Consider the following 16,806-nt stretch of genomic DNA (forward strand, 5'->3'; position numbering starts at 1 on the left):
CATCATAATGAGAACAAAGCAACAACATGTCTGAGATTCGGTCAAGGTAGAGAGTCTTATCGGTCATGGAGACACAAAGACCCGGCTATCGCTCCAAGTGGAGCAAGCTTGGAAATATCCCCCGCTCACTCTGGCAAGGACCCATGGCCTATGTTGCATTGTTCCTTGCTCTCACTCCGGTGGTATGGATTCTCGCACAGCATCTCGCTGCACAGTCCCTCTATGGTGAATTGCAGACCATTTCGAAGGAAGCAGAGACGACCTCTCCGCGCATCAGCCCCGAGGACATCTGGAACCGTGAAGCAGTTTCGATTGCACGTCTATCCGCTGCAATTTCCCTTGGCTCTCTCATCGCCACTGCCCTGGGCCTGATCGCACTCTTCAAGACGCTTCAGTCGTCCAGAGAAGCAACGAATGCGGCCCTTCGTGCAGTAGAGGTTCAGGAGCTGTAATCTCGGGACCATGCTCGCGCCTATCTCAGTGTCTCCAAGCTATCTGTTTCCTACCGCGGACGGACCGTGCCGAAGCAAGGAGAACAATCTCTGGAAGCCTATGGCTTCACCGCCTCGGTCCGAAATACCGGGCAAACCCCCGGACGGCGCTTTCGGATTATGGCTGAAATCTTCGTTCGTGAGCACCTTGAGAAGGGCGGCCACAAAGATCACCTTCGACATACTTTCACGAGTTCATACTACAGCGGCCCTCAGGCGGGCGCAGAGCGGACCCTGAGCGTCGGAAATCTTCCTACAGTGATGGCTATACACAAGGCAGTCGCCTTGGATAACGAAACAAACACGATGCGTGTTCTTATCGGCGTAGTCGGTGTCCTTGAATACGAAACTGTATTCGACGAACACCGGGCGGTCGATTTCGAGTTCGCCACTGATGGCTATCGTATAGGGGACTATATAAAAAGAAGACGGACGGACAACGGCCCCAAAAGTATTGACCTTCAACAGAGCTCAGTCGGCTTTGGCCGCCCAGGAGAACCCGAGGAAATCGACGACTAACCAACTACTCTATGGACCATGACCTGTCGCGGAACGGTGTTGTGTCAACACACTCGGTCGGCTCTATCTCCCTTTCCAATTCTGCGATCCGGCGATTCATACGCCGCACCTTTACCTGTAGCTCGCTGAGTTGAAGCGCCAATGCCAACACCTGCTTCGTCAGGTTGAGCTCGCTCGCTTCAGAGAGGCCCTCATTCTGTTCTGCTGTGGTCACAGCCCCCTCCTTCACCGAGGGGGCTTTTTCATGCCGCCCTCACGCGCCGCCGCCCGGCGCCGGCAGGGTGATTCTGGCATACAGTCGCTCGTCATGTAAACTGACATAGGTTTATTGTCCTATTTTTTATCTTGACGTAGGTTTTTTAACCTATATTCTCCTCATCGAACACCCGGACACTTTGTCTGCCCCGATGGAGGATCACCATGACGACACCCATCGCCATTCACCCCGCTGCCGTGGCCCATGCACGCCGCGCCGTGACGGATACCGATCTCGCCGCCCGCCTGCCTGAGGACCTGCGCACCGAGGCGTGGCACATCCTGCTGGACAACCGCCGCGCCATGCTCACCGCCGGAAGCCCGGTCCCGGCCTGAACCCCAATCCGCAGCCACCTGTCCCGGCTGCGGTCCCGCGCCAACCACTCTCGGTCCCCGGCGCGTACCTTCCCGGCCCGCCATCCCCCCGGATACCAACAGGCGGGCCGGGATTTTTCCCTCAAACACGATTGGAACGCGTGATGTCCGATCCCTTTGCCGACGATCTTGCACGCGCCCGCGAATTCAACCTGTCAGCGGACGAGTACATTCAGAATCTCCCGGATAGCCTGCGGATTGCTGCTGTTTACGGCGGGCCGGTAAGCCTTCTGATCACGCCGCACTGCGCCCTCCGCCTCGCCAGCCGGCTTGAACAGGCGAGGGAAGCAAAGCTGGTCGTCGTACAGCCTGCAACCCGGGGCGAGGAATTGATCGAGGCCTTCTGGCGCCGCCTCTGCGGCTTTGTCGCCATCGCCCTGATCGCCATCACTGCCGCACAGGCCGCTTTCGCCCTGCTGGAGCTGGTCAGATGACCGCAAGGAGCACCACAATGTCCGATCCCGTTACGGCCCTCGTGCCGCTGTCCGATCTCTATATCCACCCGCTCAACACCCGAAGTGCGCCACCTGATGCGGAGATCGCGGCGCTGGCCGACAGCATCGCGCAGCTCGGGCTGCTGCAGAACCTGTCGGGCTTCCGCGATCCCGTCGGGAAGCTGGGCATCGATCCGATGGCCGTAGAAACCCGCATCGGCATCGTCGCCGGCGGGCGGCGCTTGCGGGCATTGCAGCTGCTGGCCGGGCGCGACGGGCGCGACGCCGACGCGGTAACGGTTCCCGTGCTGTTGACCGAGAATGAGGACACCGCCCGCCTCTGGGCCAGCGCCGAAAACGCGGCCCGCCGGCCGCTGCACCCGGCCGATGAGGTCCGCGCCTATGCCCGAATGAGTACCACCGGCGCCGATCCGGCCACCATAGCCAAGGCCTTTGCCGTGACGGAGCGGCACGTCCGCCAGCGCATGACACTGGCCACCCTGCCCGCCGCAGCGCTGGACGCACTGCGCGGCAATCAGATCACGCTGGATCAGGCCGGCGCGCTGACCTCCGCACAGTCGGAAGAGGCGCTGCTGGCTGAGCTGCGCCGGGTGCTCACCACAACATGGGGGATCAGCGCGGCCGACATCCGCCGCAACCTTGCCCCGCGCGGCGTCCGGCTGGATGACCGCCGGGTCAAATGGCTGGGGCTCGACACCTATCGCAGTGCCGGCGGCGCAATGCGGGAGGATCTGTTCAGCGACGATGTCGCGCTGCTGGACGAGGCACTTTTGGACAAGCTCTTCCGCGAGCGCCTGGAGGAGTTTGCGGCACTTCAGCTTTCAGAGGGATACGCATGGGCTAAGGTCCATGCCGAAAACGCGTGTCTGCCCTACGACGTCACGCAGGACCTGCTCAGGGTGGACATGATCCCTGTGGATCTTCCGGAGGCGGATGCCGAGGAACTGGAGCGCCTGCTCGAATCCAGCGATCTGACCGATGAGGAAATCGAACGGCTGAACGAGTTGGAGAAGCGCTCCGAAGGTGACATCTCCGATGAAGATCGCGCGACGTCGGGCGTCTACATCTATGTCAACAGCGAGGGTCAGCTGATCCTCAGCGGCCCGTGGCGGGAAAAGGAAGCGAAGCCGCAAACCGAGGACGTCGCCGACACGTCCAAGGTGGAGAAGCTGTCCAACTCTCTCGTGGAGGATTTGCACCGCATCCGCCGTCTCGCCATCCAGACAGCGCTGCTGGAAAAGCCGGAACTTGCGCTGGACCTGCTCACCGTTGCGCTGACCGCGCCGGTCTGGAACTGGGATCGCCCGCTCGCGATCAGCCTGTCACCGGAAGAAATCATGCCGGAGAAAGCGGATGCGACAACGGTGGATGACCGGCTGGCCGACGCCGTCAACAAGGGCAGTGCCGGAAGTACCGACCTCTCCCCTGCGCATCTGCTGGACATCCAAGGCATGGGCAAGAAGGCCCGCAACGCCCTACTGACGACGGCGCTCGCCCGGCTCTATGAGCCGCAGGACGGGGACTTTGCGGCGCTCGTGGCAAAACTCTCCGGGGCGAACATCCGGGCGTGCTGGACGCCGACGGCCGAAAACTACTTTTCCCGCCTGCCGGTGGCGCGGCTCGATGCGATCTGGGCGGAGCTGGTCCCGGGCGGCGGGCCGGACGGAGACGGCTGGCTGTCCATGAAAAAGGCGCTCAAGGCCAAGGACCTCGACCGCCTGTTCCGCGATCAGGATTTCCGCGACGCGCTGTTCCTGACGAAGGAGGACGGCAAGCGGATCGAGGCATGGCTGCCCGCCGAACTGCAGTGGCCATCGGAGGCCGAGGCGCCATCAGCCCACGAAGAAGCCGCCTGATACCGCTGAAGAAAGCCCCATCAATCTAGTACGGGATCATTGCGATGATGCGTTTTTTCCTGCTTTCAGCGGGCTTGATGCTCGCACCCTCTGCACAGGCTGGCGAGGCCGACCGCTGCCTTGCCGTGGCCACGATGGCGCTGCGCGCTGCCTCCGCTGCTGAGGCGGGCATATCGCTGCCAGACTTTGCCGCGACCGTGCCAGACCCGTCCCGCACCGCGACCGGCATCATCCTCGTCGCCTACGGCCTCTACATCATCGGCGGGGACGCGCCGCGCATGATCGCCGCAGAGATTTACGACGGATGCATGGGGGAGGATGCGTGATGGCTGACAAGCCCATCCTGTTCTCCGCCCCCATGGTGCGCGCCCTCATCGAGGGACGAAAGACCCAGACGCGGCGCTTGGCCAAGATCACCACCGTCATGGGGGCTGAGCCGTATCGTCTGCGCTGTGCCGTCGGCGACAGACTGTGGGTCCGGGAGTCGTTTGTTACCGGATTCGACATTGATGACCAATACGGCAGGCCGGTCGGCAACAGAAAAGCGTGGTATCGCGCGACCGAACTTCATCTCACCTGGTATGATCCGGATAGCGAGTCCACGCTGGACAACCCGCCATGGAAGCCCTCCATCCATATGCCCCGATGGGCCTCCCGCCTCACGCTGATCGTTACGGATGTGCGCGTTCAGCGGCTGCAGGACATCACGGTCGAGGACGCGCTGGCCGAGGGCGTGCAGAAAACCGACGAGTATCTGGACATGCCGCGCATGGCATTTCGGGCGCTCTGGGACAGCTTGCACGGCCCCGGCGCGTGGAACGATAACCCGTGGGTCTGCGCGCTGACATTTGACGTCCATCGCCGCAACATCGACCAGATGGAGGTGGCACAATGATGCGCCTCGGCCATATGCTCGAACTCATCCCCAGCACTCTGGCGGGCGTGGCGATTGGTCTGACAATCACGCAGACCATCGCAGACACGGCAGGACCGAGCGATTTTCAGGTCATATACCTGCCCTCCGGGGAAACCTGCGGATCGCAATCCGCATGGCCTGTGGATTTCAGCGGACTGCGCCAGCCGCCCAGCACGTTTGTCTATGTGCCGCCCGAACCGCGCCCGCCGATTGTCGTTAATCCGCCGAGCGGTGGAGGTAGTCATCACCCTCGCCCGCCTGCGCCGCCTGCCCCCTCGCCTGTGCCGACCCCGGCACCCGGGGGACTGCTCGTAGCGGCTATTCTTGCCCTTATCCTCTGGAGGTCAAAATGGGCCTGATCCGACGTCTCTGGGCGCGCTGGCAGCACGACAACCGTATGCGCGAGCTTATCAAATCCTGCACCCCCGAATACGATCATCACAGCGATGCGTGGTATCTCTCTCCCGGCATGCCGATCAATGAGGAGCATATCCGCATCATTAAATCCGACCCGTGGCTGACCGTGCACTGGCCCCCGTATCTGCGGGCGGAATACGGGCTGCTGACGCTGGAGCAGATGCAGCGTGATTATGAAAAATGGCAGGATGAGGTTTGGTGATGAGGGACGAAAACGACAACCGCCAGAGACGGAACGACCTTATCGCCAAAGTCCGCGCCCTCCGCGCCAAAGCGGGAGATGCCGCCGCCTCTGAAGCTGAGGCAGAGGCGGCGGCGCGCCGGGCGGCGAAACTCATCGCGGAGCAGCGCCAGTCGATACTGCAGGCGAATGATGGACCCGCGAATGGGTAGACATGCCGAGCTGTCTTTCGCCCCGCGCCTCATGGGCGCCACAGAGGCGGCATCGTACCTCGGGATCAGTGAGACTACTCTGCGGGGACTTGGCATCCCGCGTCGCATTCTGGGCGGACGGAAGCTCTATGACCGACTCGACCTGGATGCCTATGCTTCCGAACTGCCGACAGAGAGCGAATCGGAAGAGGTCAACACGTGTCAGGGCAAGTTCGGACGGACGCGGTGACGCTTAAGCACATTCAGACCGTCCGCCGCGCCGGAAGGATATACCGATACCTTCGCGTCCCCGGTCAGCCTCGCATCAAGTTGCCTGATGTTGCACCCGACGACCCAGCCTTTCTTGCAGCCTATGTGGAGGGATTACGCGCGGCGCCCAAAGCGGTACGTGCGCCCTCTGGCACAATCTCTGCCGCAATAGAGAGCGCTATGCGCAGCGCAGCCTACCTTGAGCTCTCGGCGGGCTATAGGGCGATCCTGCGCAGGCATCTGGAGGCAATTCGCGAACAGGCCGAGGACGCGATGATGCGCCACCTTCGGACCGACGATATTCAGGCCGACCTTGTACCCCTCACTCCCGTGCAGGCACGCGATCGTATGAAGGCGTGGCGCTTCCTGTGCGGCCAGTCTCTCGGCAAAACGATCAGGACCGACCCGAGCGAAGGGGTGCGCCGCCCTGATGCACCCAAGCTGAAGGGACACGAGCCGTGGACGATCGACCACATTGAGGCGTTCCGGGCGCGCTGGCCCATTGGCACCGTCGCTCGCGCGGCGATGGAGCTGCTCTATTGGACGGGCGCCCGGCGTAGCGATGCAGTGATGCTCGGAAGAGGCATGGTGGACAAGGCCGGGGTGCTCACTTTTCGTCAGGCCAAGACGGGAGAGGAGGCCTACATCCCGTGGACCTGCGCCCTTCCTGATCACGCCATCGAGGGCGAGGCGGACAGGGGCATGATGCACGAAGCGATTATAGCGATCTCAACGGGACACATGACGTTCCTCGCGACGAAGCAGGGAACGCGATCAAGCAACGCGATCGGCAATCTGATATCGGGCGCTGCGGAGAAATCTGGATTCGATCGAAGCGCACATGGGCTGCGGAAATCTCGGGCGATCTGGCTGGCCGAACATGGCGCCTCCGCACACCAGATTGGCGCTTGGACAGGCCATCAGAGTCTCGCAGAGATCACGCACTACATAAAGCGCGCAGACCGGCGAAAAGCCGTCATGGGAACGGACCCGAAACGCCTTGCTGTAAACTCGGAAAATCCTGCTGTAAAATCGACAGCAAGTAGTTGATTTTCTTATGTTTCTGGAAACAGTGGTGAGCCCAACAGGATTCGAACCTGTGACCCACTGATTAAAAGTCAGTTGCTCTACCAACTGAGCTATGGGCCCACTCTGTGAGGCGGGTAACTAGAAACATGTGGGGACGGGGTCAAGGGCAAAACCGACGCGGCACTGGCAAAAAGTGTCTCGCTCGCGTATATCGTCGCGCATGAAGGACAACAGCACCCCCGACGGACTGCCGTTCATGAAGATGCACGGCCTTGGCAACGATTTCGTCGTGATCGACGGTCGGGGCCGGCGGACGCCTGTCACGCCGGAACTGGCGCGCGCGCTTGGCGACCGGCACCGGGGGGTCGGCTTCGATCAGCTTGCTGTGATCGAGGCGGAGGACGGCGTCGATGCGCGCCTGACCTTCTGGAATGCCGATGGCTCGCTCTCCGCCACCTGCGGGAATGCCACGCGCTGCATCGCGCGGTTCCTGATGGACGAGACCGGCAAGGCGCGCCTGACCCTTCGTACGGAGCGGGGGTTGCTGCTGGCGGAGGATGCAGGCGGCGGGCTGACCCGCGTCAACATGGGGGCCCCGCTGCTTCAGTGGCAGGAGATCCCGCTGGCGGAGGAGGTGGACACGCTCCATCTGCCGATCGAGGGGGATCCGGTGGCCACCGGCATGGGCAACCCGCACTGCACCTTCTTCGTCCCGGATGCGGAGACGGTGGAGCTGGAACGGCTTGGCCCACGGTATGAGCATCACCCGCTCTATCCCGAGCGGACCAACGTGGAATTCGTGAGCCTGCTTGGCCCCGACGCGATCCGTCTGCGGATATGGGAACGGGGAACGGGTGTGACGCTCGCCTCCGGCTCCTGTTCCTGCGCGGCGGCGGTGGCGGCGGCCCGGCGCGGCCTAACCGGTCGGCGCGTGTCGGTCCATGTCGATGGCGGCGTGCTGGAGATCGACTGGCGCGATGACGGGGTGTGGATGACCGCACCGACAACCTATGTGTTTGACGGGGTGCTCACCCCGGCCTTTCTCGGAGCCCTCTGATGGATGCCCGCGCGCCGATCTTCGCCACCCTCGGCTGTCGTCTGAACGCCTATGAGACGGAGGCGATGCGAGAGCTTTCCGCCGCCGCCGGGCTCGATAATGCGGTAATCGTCAACACCTGCGCGGTGACGGCGGAGGCGGTGCGCAAGGCCAAGCAGGAGATCCGCCGCCTGCGACGGGAAAACCCGGATGCGGCGGTGATCGTCACCGGCTGCGCGGCCCAGACGGAACCCGAGACCTTCGCCGCGATGCCGGAGGTGACGCGCGTCATCGGCAACCATGAGAAGATGCAGGCCGACACCTGGCGCGGCATCGCCCGCGCGCCCGATTTCATCGGCGAGACGGAGCGTGTCACGGTCGATGACATCATGTCGGTCCGGGAAACCGCCGGTCATCTGATCGACGGTTTCGGCCGCCATCGCGCTTATGTTCAGGTGCAGAACGGTTGTGACCACCGCTGCACCTTCTGCATCATCCCCTATGGCCGGGGCAATTCGCGCTCCGTCCCCGCGGGCGTGGTGGTGGAGCAGATCAAGCGGCTGGTGGATCGCGGCTTCAACGAGGTCGTCCTGACCGGCGTGGACCTGACGAGCTGGGGCGCCGATCTGCCCATGGAGCCGCGGCTCGGCGATCTGGTGCAGCGCATCCTGCGGCTGGTGCCCGACCTGCCGCGCCTGCGCATCTCCTCCATCGACTCGATCGAGGCGGATGAAGCGCTGATGCAGGCGATCGCCACGGAACCCCGCCTGATGCCGCATCTTCACCTGAGCCTGCAGGCGGGCGACAACATGATCCTGAAGCGGATGAAGCGCCGGCACCTGCGTGACGACGCGATCCGCTTCTGCGAGGAAGCACGCCGCCTGCGCCCCGACATGGTCTTCGGCGCCGACATCATCGCCGGGTTCCCGACGGAGACCGAGGAGATGTTCGCCAACTCGCTGAAGCTCGTCGAAGACTGCGGCCTGACCTTCCTGCATGTCTTTCCCTATAGCGCCCGCAAGGGCACCCCTGCCGCCCGCATGCCGCAGGTGGACGGACGGTCGATCCGCGACCGCGCGGCCCGGCTCCGCGCCCGGGGGGATGAACATCTTCGCCTGCACCTGGAGCAACAGGCAGGCCGGGATCACAGGATCCTGATGGAAAACCCCCGCCTCGGGCGGACGGAGCAATTCACGGAAGTGCGCTTTGCCGCAGATCAGCCGGAGGGCCAAATCGTGTCTGCCCGCATCACCGGCCATGACGGGGCGCGGCTGACGGCCTGACGCCATATCCGGCGGCGACACAGCTTTCCGTGCACCAGCGCCTCCGGGTTGACCATGTGCTGCCTTGGGTGAGGCAACGCCTACACTGCGGTCGTCGCCCCGCCACACGGCACAAGGATCGGAACTGGCCAGACGCGTCACCCGCAGGTGAGCCCTCCGCTCACCATCGGATCCGGCCCAGACCCAGGGAGTTGATCGTCGGGGAAATGCTCCCGTCACCATCCGCGCCGTCTATGATTGCGAAAAGCTGGAGATCGCAGCCAAACGCCGATCGCGCCGGACCGGCCACATGAGGAGCAGCTCCTCCACAGGAGGCCGCGCTGCACAACGTGTGGATCAACGCCTCTGCCATGATTGATCGCGGGGAGCCTCGGGCAGTGACCGACGTGACGTCCGCAGGGGCAATCCGCTTGCCCTGCGAACCATCAGCGGGCGATAGCGACAACCGAATTCCACAAATACCGCGCCCCATGCCTGGCTATGCTCCGGCATTGCCGCCACCGGCTGTTCCGTGCGCCCGAAACATCCCTCAACATTTCAGGTGACGGGTATCGGAATCGGTTGTTCTGCGGGATGGAGGGTTCACCCAGCGGTTCGGACAGGCATATCCGGCTGGCGACACACGCGCAGCCAGCGGAAATCGGTCTTTGGGCGCGGGCTGAGCCCGGAAGCGCTGGATGAACGACGCAGCCCCCGCGGGCACTGGATCCGCGCATCGCGCTCGCCTAGGCTCTGCGGGAGCAAGAACGGATGGAAGTCATGCGCCTTTACTACAGTCCAGCGTCTCCCTTTGCCCGCAAATGCGTGGTTACCGCCACGGAACTCGGGATCACCGAGCGGGTGGAGCGCGTGACGGTCGCCACAAATCCCCTGAGCACGGGGGAAACGCCGATTCCGGGCAATCCTCTGGGCAAGCTACCGACACTGGAAAGGGACGATGGGCCGGCGATCTATGACAGCCCGGTGATCTGCCGCTATCTGAACAATGTGGCGGAGGGCACGCTTTATCCGGCGGGAGAGCGGCTCTGGACCACGCTCACACTTGAGGCACTGGCGGACGGCATCATGGATGCGGCCCTGCTCATGGCATTGGAGTACCGGCTTCGGCCGGAGGAGTTGCACTATGCGCCCTGGCTGGAAGGCCAGTGGCAGAAGGTCGCCCGGGCGCTCGATACGCTGGAAACCCTGTGGATGAGCCATCTGCACGGGCCGCTCGACGTGGGACAGATCGCGACAGGCTGCGCCCTGGGATACCTTGACCTTCGGCATGGCGCACGGGACTGGCGGGCGGGACGGCCACAGCTGGCGCACTGGTTCACCGCGTTCGACCAACGCCCGGCCATGGAGGCGTCGCGCCCCTGACAAGGCGCAGGCTCAGCTGTTGCACAAGGCTCGCGCTCGGCAAGGAAAGCGGGATGCCTTCTGGACGCACGGATATTTGACCGCTAGAAACCTTGCAGGCGACCCCGGGACAACCCGGGGGCGACAGCATGTGCTGACGGCTAGGTAGGGAGGATTCCGTGTCCCAAGCAGAAGATCATACGACGAGCCGAAGGGATTTCCTCTTTTACGCGACGGGGGGTGCGGCGGTCGTGGCAGGGGGCGCGGCGGTCTGGCCGCTCGTCAACCAGATGAACCCCTCCGCGGATGTGCAGGCGCTCTCTTCGATCCATGTCGATATCGCCAATGTGGCGGAAGGGACGCAGCTCACCGTCAAATGGCTGGGCAAGCCCGTGTTCATCCGCCACCGCACGCAGGCCGACATCGAATCGGCCCGTGGGGTGGAGATGTCACAGCTCGTGGACGGCAACGCCCGCAACCCGAACAAGCCGGCGGATGCACCGGCAACGGACGAGAACCGCGCGCTGGACGAGGCGGGACAGTGGCTCGTGATGATGGGTGTCTGCACCCATCTGGGCTGCGTGCCGCTCGGCAATGGCGCGGGCAATTTCGACGGCTGGTTCTGCCCCTGCCACGGCTCGCACTATGATGCCGCGGGACGCATCCGCCAGGGACCGGCGCCGGAGAACCTGCACATTCCCGTCGCCGCCTTCACCGACGAAACCACCATCAAGCTCGGGTAAGCCAGATGTCCGGTATTCCCCACGACCATTATGAGCCGAAGACCCGCTTCGAAAAGTGGCTTCACACCCGTCTTCCCGTCGTGTCGCTGATCTATGACACGATCATGATTCCGACCCCCAAGAACCTCAACTGGATGTGGATCTGGGGGATCGTCCTGGTCTTCTGCCTCGTGCTCCAGATCGCGACCGGCGTGGCGCTGGTGATGCACTACACCCCGCATGTCAGCCTCGCCTTCTCCTCCGTCGAGCACATCATGCGTGACGTGAACGGCGGCTACATGCTCCGCTATCTGCACGCGAACGGCGCGTCGCTGTTCTTCGTTGCGGTTTATCTGCACATCTTCCGCGGCCTCTACTACGGCTCCTACAAGGCGCCGCGGGAGGTGACGTGGATCATCGGCATGCTGATCTACCTCGCGATGATGGCCACCGCCTTCATGGGCTATGTTCTTCCTTGGGGGCAGATGTCGTTCTGGGGCGCCACGGTGATCACCGGCCTCTTCGGCGCGATCCCCGGCATCGGCGAGACCATCCAGACCTGGCTGCTGGGCGGGCCTGCGGTGGACAACGCCACGCTGAACCGCTTCTTCTCGCTGCACTACCTGCTGCCCTTCGTCATCGCCGGTCTGGTGATCGTTCACGTCTGGGCGTTCCACACGACCGGAAACAACAACCCGACCGGCGTGGAAGTACGGCGCGGCTCCAAGGAGGAGGCGAAGAAGGACACCCTGCCCTTCTGGCCCTACTTCGTCATCAAGGATCTGTTTGCCCTCGTTGTGGTTCTGCTGGTGTTCTTCGCCATCGTAGGCTTCATGCCGAACTACCTCGGCCACCCGGACAACTATATCGAGGCGAACCCGCTCGCCACGCCCGCGCATATCGTGCCGGAATGGTACTTCCTGCCGTTCTACGCCATCCTGCGCGCCTTCACCGCGGATGTCTGGGTCGTGCAGCTCGTCCACTGGGTGACCTTCGGTATCGTGGATGCCAAGTTCTTCGGTGTGCTCGCCATGTTCGGCGCGATCGCAGTCATGGCCCTGGCGCCCTGGCTGGATACCTCCTCCGTGCGCTCGGGGCGGTTCCGCCCGATGTTCAAATGGTGGTTCTATCTGCTCTGCATCGACTTCATGGTGCTGATGTGGGTGGGCGCCATGCCGGCCGAAGGGATCTACACTTGGATCTCGCTGATCGCCGCCACCTACTGGTTTGCCTACTTCCTTGTCGTCCTTCCGCTCCTCGGCGTGATCGAGAAGCCGCTTGCCGCACCCGCGACAATCGAGGAGGACTTCAACGAGCATTACGGCAAGCCCGGCGCACGGCCCGATCTGTCGATCCCGAGCGATCACCCGGCGGAGTGAGGAAGACATCATGCTGAAGAAACTCGCGCTCGCTACCGCCACCACCATCGCCCTTGCCAGCCCGCTCATGGCGGCAGAGGGCGAGGCGCATGTGGAGGATTTCTCCTTCTCCTTCGAAGGTCCGTTCGGGGCCTTTGACCAAATGCAGCTGCAACGCGGCCTGCAGGTCTATACGGAGGTGTGCTCCGCCTGCCACGGGATGAAATTCGTGCCGATCCGCTCGCTCTCAGACCCCGGCGGTCCGGCGATGCCGGAGGATCAGATCCGCGCCTATGCCGCGCAGATGACGATCACGGACCCGGAAACCGGCGAGGACCGCCCGCGCACTCCCGCGGATCACTTCCCGCCGCACCAGCTTCCCAACGCGCCTGACCTGAGCCTCATGGCGAAAGCACGCGCCGGCTTCCACGGACCTTACGGGCTGGGCATCAACCAGGTCGTAAAGGGCATCGGCGGGCCGGAATACATCGCCTCGCTCCTCACCGGCTATACCGGCGAGGAGAAGGAGGAAGCGGGCACCACCTTCTACGGGAACCACACCTTCCCGTCCGGCTGGATCGCCATGGCACCGCCGCTGGCGGACGGTCAGGTGACCTTTGCCGACGGCGCGCCGAATGATGTTCGGGCGATGTCGCAGGATGTGGCCGCGTTCCTGATGTGGGCTGCGGAACCCAAGATGATGCAGCGCAAGACGGTGGGCTGGACAGCGGTCATCTTCCTCGCCGTGCTGGCCGGGCTGCTCTACCTGACCAACAAGCGCGTCTGGGCACCGGTCAAGAAGGCCGCGAAGGACGCCTACAAGAAGGTCTGACCCGGACCACGGGAGACGGAACAGGACGCGCGCCCCGTCAGGCGCGCGTTTTCATTTCCGCCGCTGGCCGAGATAGCGCGCAAGGGCATTGGGCGGATCGGCCAGCAATGCCGCCGTTGGATGCGGAGGAAAGGCCGTTCCGTCGTCCACGACGATCACCTCATCCGCCAGTCGCTCCGCATCGGCTGGATCATGCGTCACCATCAGCACCGTTGCCGCCGTCTCTGCCGCGATGCGCGCCACAAGCGCCAGCATCTCCTCCCGCAGAGCAGGCCCAAGCGCGGCGAAGGGTTCGTCCAGCAGCAGGAGCGGCCGCCGCCGCAGGAGCGCGCGGGCCAGCGCGACCCGCCCCGCCTGCCCGCCGGAAAGCGCGGCGGGTCTGCGCGCGCCCAGCCCCTCCAGCCCCACATCGGCAAGGGCCACGGCGACCTGCTGCCTTTCCGCTTCGTCAAGCCGCAGGTCGGGACGAAGACCCAAGCCGACATTCTGGCTGACGGTCAGATGCGGGAAGAGGTTGTTGTCTTGGAACAGCACGGTCATCGGTCGGGCACCCGGACGCAGCCGCCCGATATCCTCACCGGCGCAAAGAATGCGGCCGGAGGCGAGCGGCAGGAACCCGGCGATCGCGTTCAGCAGCGTGGACTTTCCAGCCCCCGACGGCCCCATGACCGCAACGCGCCGCCCCGCCTCCACCGTGAAATCGGCGGCGAGAACGAAGTCGCCCTGCCGGATCGTGACTTGCTCAAGCTTCAGCACCGCGTCCCGTCCTGTCGATGATCCAGAAAATCCCGAAGCTCAGCGCGAGCAGCAGAACCGCAGCCGCCGAAGCCTCCGCCATCCGGTAAGCACCCATCAGCCGGTAGATCTGAAGAGGCAGCGTTGCTTCGTCCGCGCGCGCGAAAAGCGCGATGACTCCCAGATCCCCCATGGAGAGCGCCGCCGCCAGCCCGCCGGCAAAGCAGAGGGGCCGACGAAGCCGCGGCAGCGTGACGAGCCGGAGCCGCGACATCCCCCGCATACCCAGGCTCTCTGCCAGGCGGGAATAGCCCGCCTCCTCCGCCCGGACGGCGGGAAGCAGGATGCGGAAGGCAAAGGGCAGCGCCATCACCGCATTCACGACCGACGTAACGCCAAGCGACAAGCGCGCCGGATCGACCAGCGGGTTCAGCAAGACGAACAGGCCAGTGCCCATCACCAGAGCCGAGGAGGCGAGCGGCAGCATCCCCGCTGTTTCCACCCATCGCCGGCGCGGTGACGCAAGCAGGGCGAGCGACAGCGCGAGAAGCAGCGTCAGCACCGCAGACCCGATCGCCACGATCAGCGACCGCCCCGCCGCCCGGAAGACGCTGGCGGACAGACCCGGCACCCCGACCGCCCCTTCCGCCACCAGCGCGAGGAGCGGCACCAGCAGAAAGACCGCGGCCGCGCCGATCGCCAGCGTATCGAGCAGACGGGCCAATGGCCCCTTCGCATCCCAGCGCTGCACGGGCCGGTCCAGCCCGGTGCCAAAGCCCGAGGGCACGGAGATCGCCGCCGCAACTACCGCCGCCGTGGCGCAGATGCCGAACTGAACCAGCGCGAGCAGCGCGGCACGCCCAAGATCGAAATCGAAGCCGAAGGCCTGATAAATCGCAAGCTCCACCGTCGTCGCCCGTGGCCCGCCCCCCAGCGTCAACGCGACGGCGAAGGAGGTGAGGCAGACAAGGAAGATCGCCAGAAACGCGCCCGGCAGCCGCTCCCGCAGCATCGGCCGCTCCAGATGCCGGCGCATGTCCGCAGCACGGAAATCCAGCGCGGCCGCAAGGCGAAACCGTTCCGCCGGTATCGCCAGCCAACCCTCCAGCAGCAGCCGGGTTGCAAGCGGCAGGTTGAAGAACACATGGGCGAGGATCACCCCCTGCGGCCCGTAGATCGACACTGGCGGCAGCCCCACTGCCGCGAGCGCCGTGTTCACCAGCCCCGCCCTGCCGAACACGGAAACGAGACCCAGGACCGCCACGATCACCGGCAGCAGAAACGGAGCACCCAGCAGGGTGATGAGCAGCCCCCGCCCCGGAAACCGCCGCCGCGCCAGCGCCCGGGCGACCGGAATGGCAAGCAGCACGCTCAGCGCCGCGGAGGCCAGCGCCTGCAGCACCGTGAAGCGGATCGCCGCAACATCGCCCGGCCGAAGCCCTGTAAGCCCCCCTGCCGTGACCGCCACGGCAAGCAATGTGCCGAGGGTCAGGCCCAGAACGAGGGCGAGCGCCGCCCCCCCTGCCAGAAACCTCACCGGCTGAGCGTCCCCAGCCATTCGTCGAGGGCGCTGTCACGCACGGAGCGCGCCTCCTCCGGGGTGAGGATCAGCGCGCGTTCGGGAATGGAGAGCTTCTCGAACCCCGCAGGAAGCCCCTCGGCAGGGGTGATGGCGGGATACATCCAGTTTGTCGTCGGCAGCACTGCCTGCGCCGCATCCGAAAGAAGGAAAGACAGGAAGCGGCCCGCCAGTTCCTGCTCCTGACTGCTGGCCAGCCGGGCGGCGACTTCCACCTGAAGGTAATGCCCTTCTGCGAACATCGCGGCGGCCTTGGTGTCGTCCTGTTCTTCAACGATATGGTAGGCGGGCGAGGTGGTATAGGAGAGAACCATGTCCGCCTCCCCCTTCAGGAACATCCCGTAGGCCTCCGACCAGCCCGGCGTCACGGTGAGCACATGCGGCGCGAGACCCTTCCAGATCTCGGGCGCCCTGTCGCCATAGGCAGCCTTCACCCAGAGCAGCAAACCGAGGCCGGGCGTGGAGGAACGCGGATCCTGAATGATGATCTTGAAGGAGTCCGGTCTGCCGATCAGCGTACCGAAACTATCGGGCGGATCGGAAAGCTTCGTGCGGTCATAGACAAAGGCGAAATAGCCCCAGTCGAAGGGCAGGAAGGTATCATCTCCCACCTCCACCGGCACGTCCAGCGCAACAGGGCCCAACCCGTGTGGCGCAAACAGGCCCGATTCCCGCGCGGCATCTATCAGGTTGTTGTCCAATCCGACCACGACATCGGCAGGGCTGCGGATACCCTCCAGCCGCAGCCGGCCGAGCAGGGATGCCCCATCCCCTGCCGTCACGAAATCCACGGTACAGCCGCATTCTGCCTCGAACAGGGCCTTGATCTTCGGCCCCGGCCCCCATTCGGAGGCGAAGCTGTCGTAAGTATAGACCGTAAGCACAGGTGCCGCTGCCGCGCCTTGCCCGAGAAGGCCTGCGAAAACAGCGGCAATCAGTCCAAGCCGCATGACGGCGCCTCCATT

Annotated in this window: 21 protein-coding genes and 1 tRNA gene; 17 read left to right on the forward strand and 5 right to left on the reverse strand. The window is 64.2% G+C overall.

Features of this window, described 5'->3' with window-relative positions:
* The first annotated feature begins 143 nt into the window (after positions 1-143).
* Both CN97_RS06765 and CN97_RS20585 read left to right on the forward strand, forming a co-directional pair.
* Positions 144-452: a hypothetical protein gene (locus tag CN97_RS06765; protein ID WP_035708955.1), complete on the forward strand. Its 309-nt coding sequence runs from the start codon at positions 144-146 to the stop codon at positions 450-452.
* A gap of 66 nt (positions 453-518) precedes the next feature.
* Complete coding sequence (locus tag CN97_RS20585) at positions 519-1,010, forward strand: hypothetical protein (RefSeq protein WP_131389558.1); 492 nt, start codon at positions 519-521, stop codon at positions 1,008-1,010.
* Between the two features lie 4 nt (positions 1,011-1,014).
* On the opposite strand, the gene CN97_RS20890 is transcribed toward CN97_RS20585, so the two are convergent.
* Positions 1,015-1,224, reverse strand: a complete 210-nt coding sequence (locus CN97_RS20890) for a hypothetical protein (RefSeq protein ID WP_088217291.1) — start codon at positions 1,222-1,224, stop codon at positions 1,015-1,017.
* Positions 1,225-1,430: 206 nt separating this feature from the next.
* Here CN97_RS20890 and CN97_RS20590 point away from each other — a divergent pair, with 206 nt between their 5' ends.
* From CN97_RS20590 to CN97_RS06815, 9 genes are all read left to right on the forward strand, one after another.
* Complete coding sequence (locus CN97_RS20590; RefSeq protein ID WP_156969579.1) at positions 1,431-1,601, forward strand: hypothetical protein; 171 nt, start codon at positions 1,431-1,433, stop codon at positions 1,599-1,601.
* Positions 1,602-1,744: 143 nt separating this feature from the next.
* The gene (locus tag CN97_RS06780; protein WP_035708959.1) at positions 1,745-2,074 is read left to right on the forward strand and encodes a hypothetical protein; all 330 of its coding nucleotides are present in this window, start codon (positions 1,745-1,747) and stop codon (positions 2,072-2,074) included.
* Positions 2,075-2,091: 17 nt separating this feature from the next.
* Complete coding sequence (locus tag CN97_RS06785; RefSeq protein ID WP_035708961.1) at positions 2,092-3,951, forward strand: ParB/RepB/Spo0J family partition protein; 1,860 nt, start codon at positions 2,092-2,094, stop codon at positions 3,949-3,951.
* Positions 3,952-3,995: 44 nt separating this feature from the next.
* Entirely contained in the window at positions 3,996-4,277 is a 282-nt protein-coding gene (locus tag CN97_RS06790) for a hypothetical protein (protein WP_035708963.1), read from the forward strand.
* Positions 4,277-4,846, forward strand: a complete 570-nt coding sequence (locus CN97_RS06795) for a hypothetical protein (protein WP_035708964.1) — start codon at positions 4,277-4,279, stop codon at positions 4,844-4,846. The genes CN97_RS06790 and CN97_RS06795 overlap by 1 nt, the downstream gene beginning before the upstream one ends.
* Positions 4,847-5,216: 370 nt before the next feature.
* A complete protein-coding gene (locus tag CN97_RS06800; RefSeq protein WP_035708966.1) occupies positions 5,217-5,486 on the forward strand; it encodes a hypothetical protein in 270 nt (89 codons plus the stop codon).
* The gene (locus CN97_RS06805) at positions 5,486-5,677 is read left to right on the forward strand and encodes a DUF2786 domain-containing protein (protein ID WP_035708968.1); all 192 of its coding nucleotides are present in this window, start codon (positions 5,486-5,488) and stop codon (positions 5,675-5,677) included. Before CN97_RS06800 ends, CN97_RS06805 begins: the two co-directional genes overlap by 1 nt.
* The gene (locus CN97_RS06810; protein WP_035708969.1) at positions 5,670-5,906 is read left to right on the forward strand and encodes a helix-turn-helix domain-containing protein; all 237 of its coding nucleotides are present in this window, start codon (positions 5,670-5,672) and stop codon (positions 5,904-5,906) included. The genes CN97_RS06805 and CN97_RS06810 overlap by 8 nt, the downstream gene beginning before the upstream one ends.
* A gap of 200 nt (positions 5,907-6,106) precedes the next feature.
* Positions 6,107-6,976, forward strand: coding sequence for a tyrosine-type recombinase/integrase (locus CN97_RS06815; RefSeq protein WP_242685188.1), 870 nt, complete (start codon positions 6,107-6,109; stop codon positions 6,974-6,976).
* Positions 6,977-6,999: 23 nt separating this feature from the next.
* Here CN97_RS06815 and CN97_RS06820 read toward each other — a convergent pair.
* A tRNA-Lys gene (locus tag CN97_RS06820) sits at positions 7,000-7,075 on the reverse strand.
* 136 nt (positions 7,076-7,211) lie between these two features.
* Here CN97_RS06820 and dapF point away from each other — a divergent pair.
* The 6 genes from dapF to CN97_RS06850 all read left to right on the forward strand — a co-directional run bounded on the left by dapF (position 7,212) and on the right by CN97_RS06850 (position 13,527).
* Positions 7,212-8,012 carry a diaminopimelate epimerase gene (gene dapF / locus CN97_RS06825; protein ID WP_338085410.1) on the forward strand — a complete coding sequence of 267 codons (801 nt, stop codon included), beginning with the start codon at positions 7,212-7,214 and terminating at the stop codon, positions 8,010-8,012.
* Positions 8,012-9,274 (forward strand): tRNA (N(6)-L-threonylcarbamoyladenosine(37)-C(2))-methylthiotransferase MtaB, encoded by a 1,263-nt coding sequence (gene mtaB / locus CN97_RS06830; RefSeq protein WP_035708975.1) that lies wholly within the window; start codon positions 8,012-8,014, stop codon positions 9,272-9,274. Before dapF ends, mtaB begins: the two co-directional genes overlap by 1 nt.
* Before the next feature lie 759 nt (positions 9,275-10,033).
* Positions 10,034-10,636 (forward strand): glutathione S-transferase, encoded by a 603-nt coding sequence (locus CN97_RS06835; protein ID WP_035709532.1) that lies wholly within the window; start codon positions 10,034-10,036, stop codon positions 10,634-10,636.
* 158 nt (positions 10,637-10,794) lie between these two features.
* Positions 10,795-11,358, forward strand: a complete 564-nt coding sequence (gene petA / locus CN97_RS06840; protein ID WP_035708978.1) for a ubiquinol-cytochrome c reductase iron-sulfur subunit — start codon at positions 10,795-10,797, stop codon at positions 11,356-11,358.
* 5 nt (positions 11,359-11,363) lie between these two features.
* Positions 11,364-12,716, forward strand: a complete 1,353-nt coding sequence (petB, locus tag CN97_RS06845) for a cytochrome b (RefSeq protein ID WP_035708980.1) — start codon at positions 11,364-11,366, stop codon at positions 12,714-12,716.
* Between the two features lie 10 nt (positions 12,717-12,726).
* Complete coding sequence (locus CN97_RS06850; protein ID WP_035708981.1) at positions 12,727-13,527, forward strand: cytochrome c1; 801 nt, start codon at positions 12,727-12,729, stop codon at positions 13,525-13,527.
* Positions 13,528-13,578: 51 nt separating this feature from the next.
* Here CN97_RS06850 and CN97_RS06855 read toward each other — a convergent pair whose 3' ends face one another.
* From CN97_RS06855 to thiB, 3 genes are read right to left on the reverse strand one after another with little or no spacing between them, the layout of a single operon-like run.
* Entirely contained in the window at positions 13,579-14,283 is a 705-nt protein-coding gene (locus CN97_RS06855) for a thiamine ABC transporter ATP-binding protein (protein WP_035708984.1), read from the reverse strand.
* The gene (locus CN97_RS06860; RefSeq protein ID WP_035708986.1) at positions 14,270-15,820 is read right to left on the reverse strand and encodes a thiamine/thiamine pyrophosphate ABC transporter permease ThiP; all 1,551 of its coding nucleotides are present in this window, start codon (positions 15,818-15,820) and stop codon (positions 14,270-14,272) included. Before CN97_RS06860 ends, CN97_RS06855 begins: the two co-directional genes overlap by 14 nt.
* Positions 15,796-16,791 carry a thiamine ABC transporter substrate binding subunit gene (gene thiB, locus CN97_RS06865; RefSeq protein WP_035708990.1) on the reverse strand — a complete coding sequence of 332 codons (996 nt, stop codon included), beginning with the start codon at positions 16,789-16,791 and terminating at the stop codon, positions 15,796-15,798. Before thiB ends, CN97_RS06860 begins: the two co-directional genes overlap by 25 nt.
* Positions 16,792-16,806 lie beyond the last annotated feature (15 nt).

Source organism: Haematobacter massiliensis, from assembly GCF_000740795.1.
Classification (GTDB): domain Bacteria; phylum Pseudomonadota; class Alphaproteobacteria; order Rhodobacterales; family Rhodobacteraceae; genus Haematobacter; species Haematobacter massiliensis.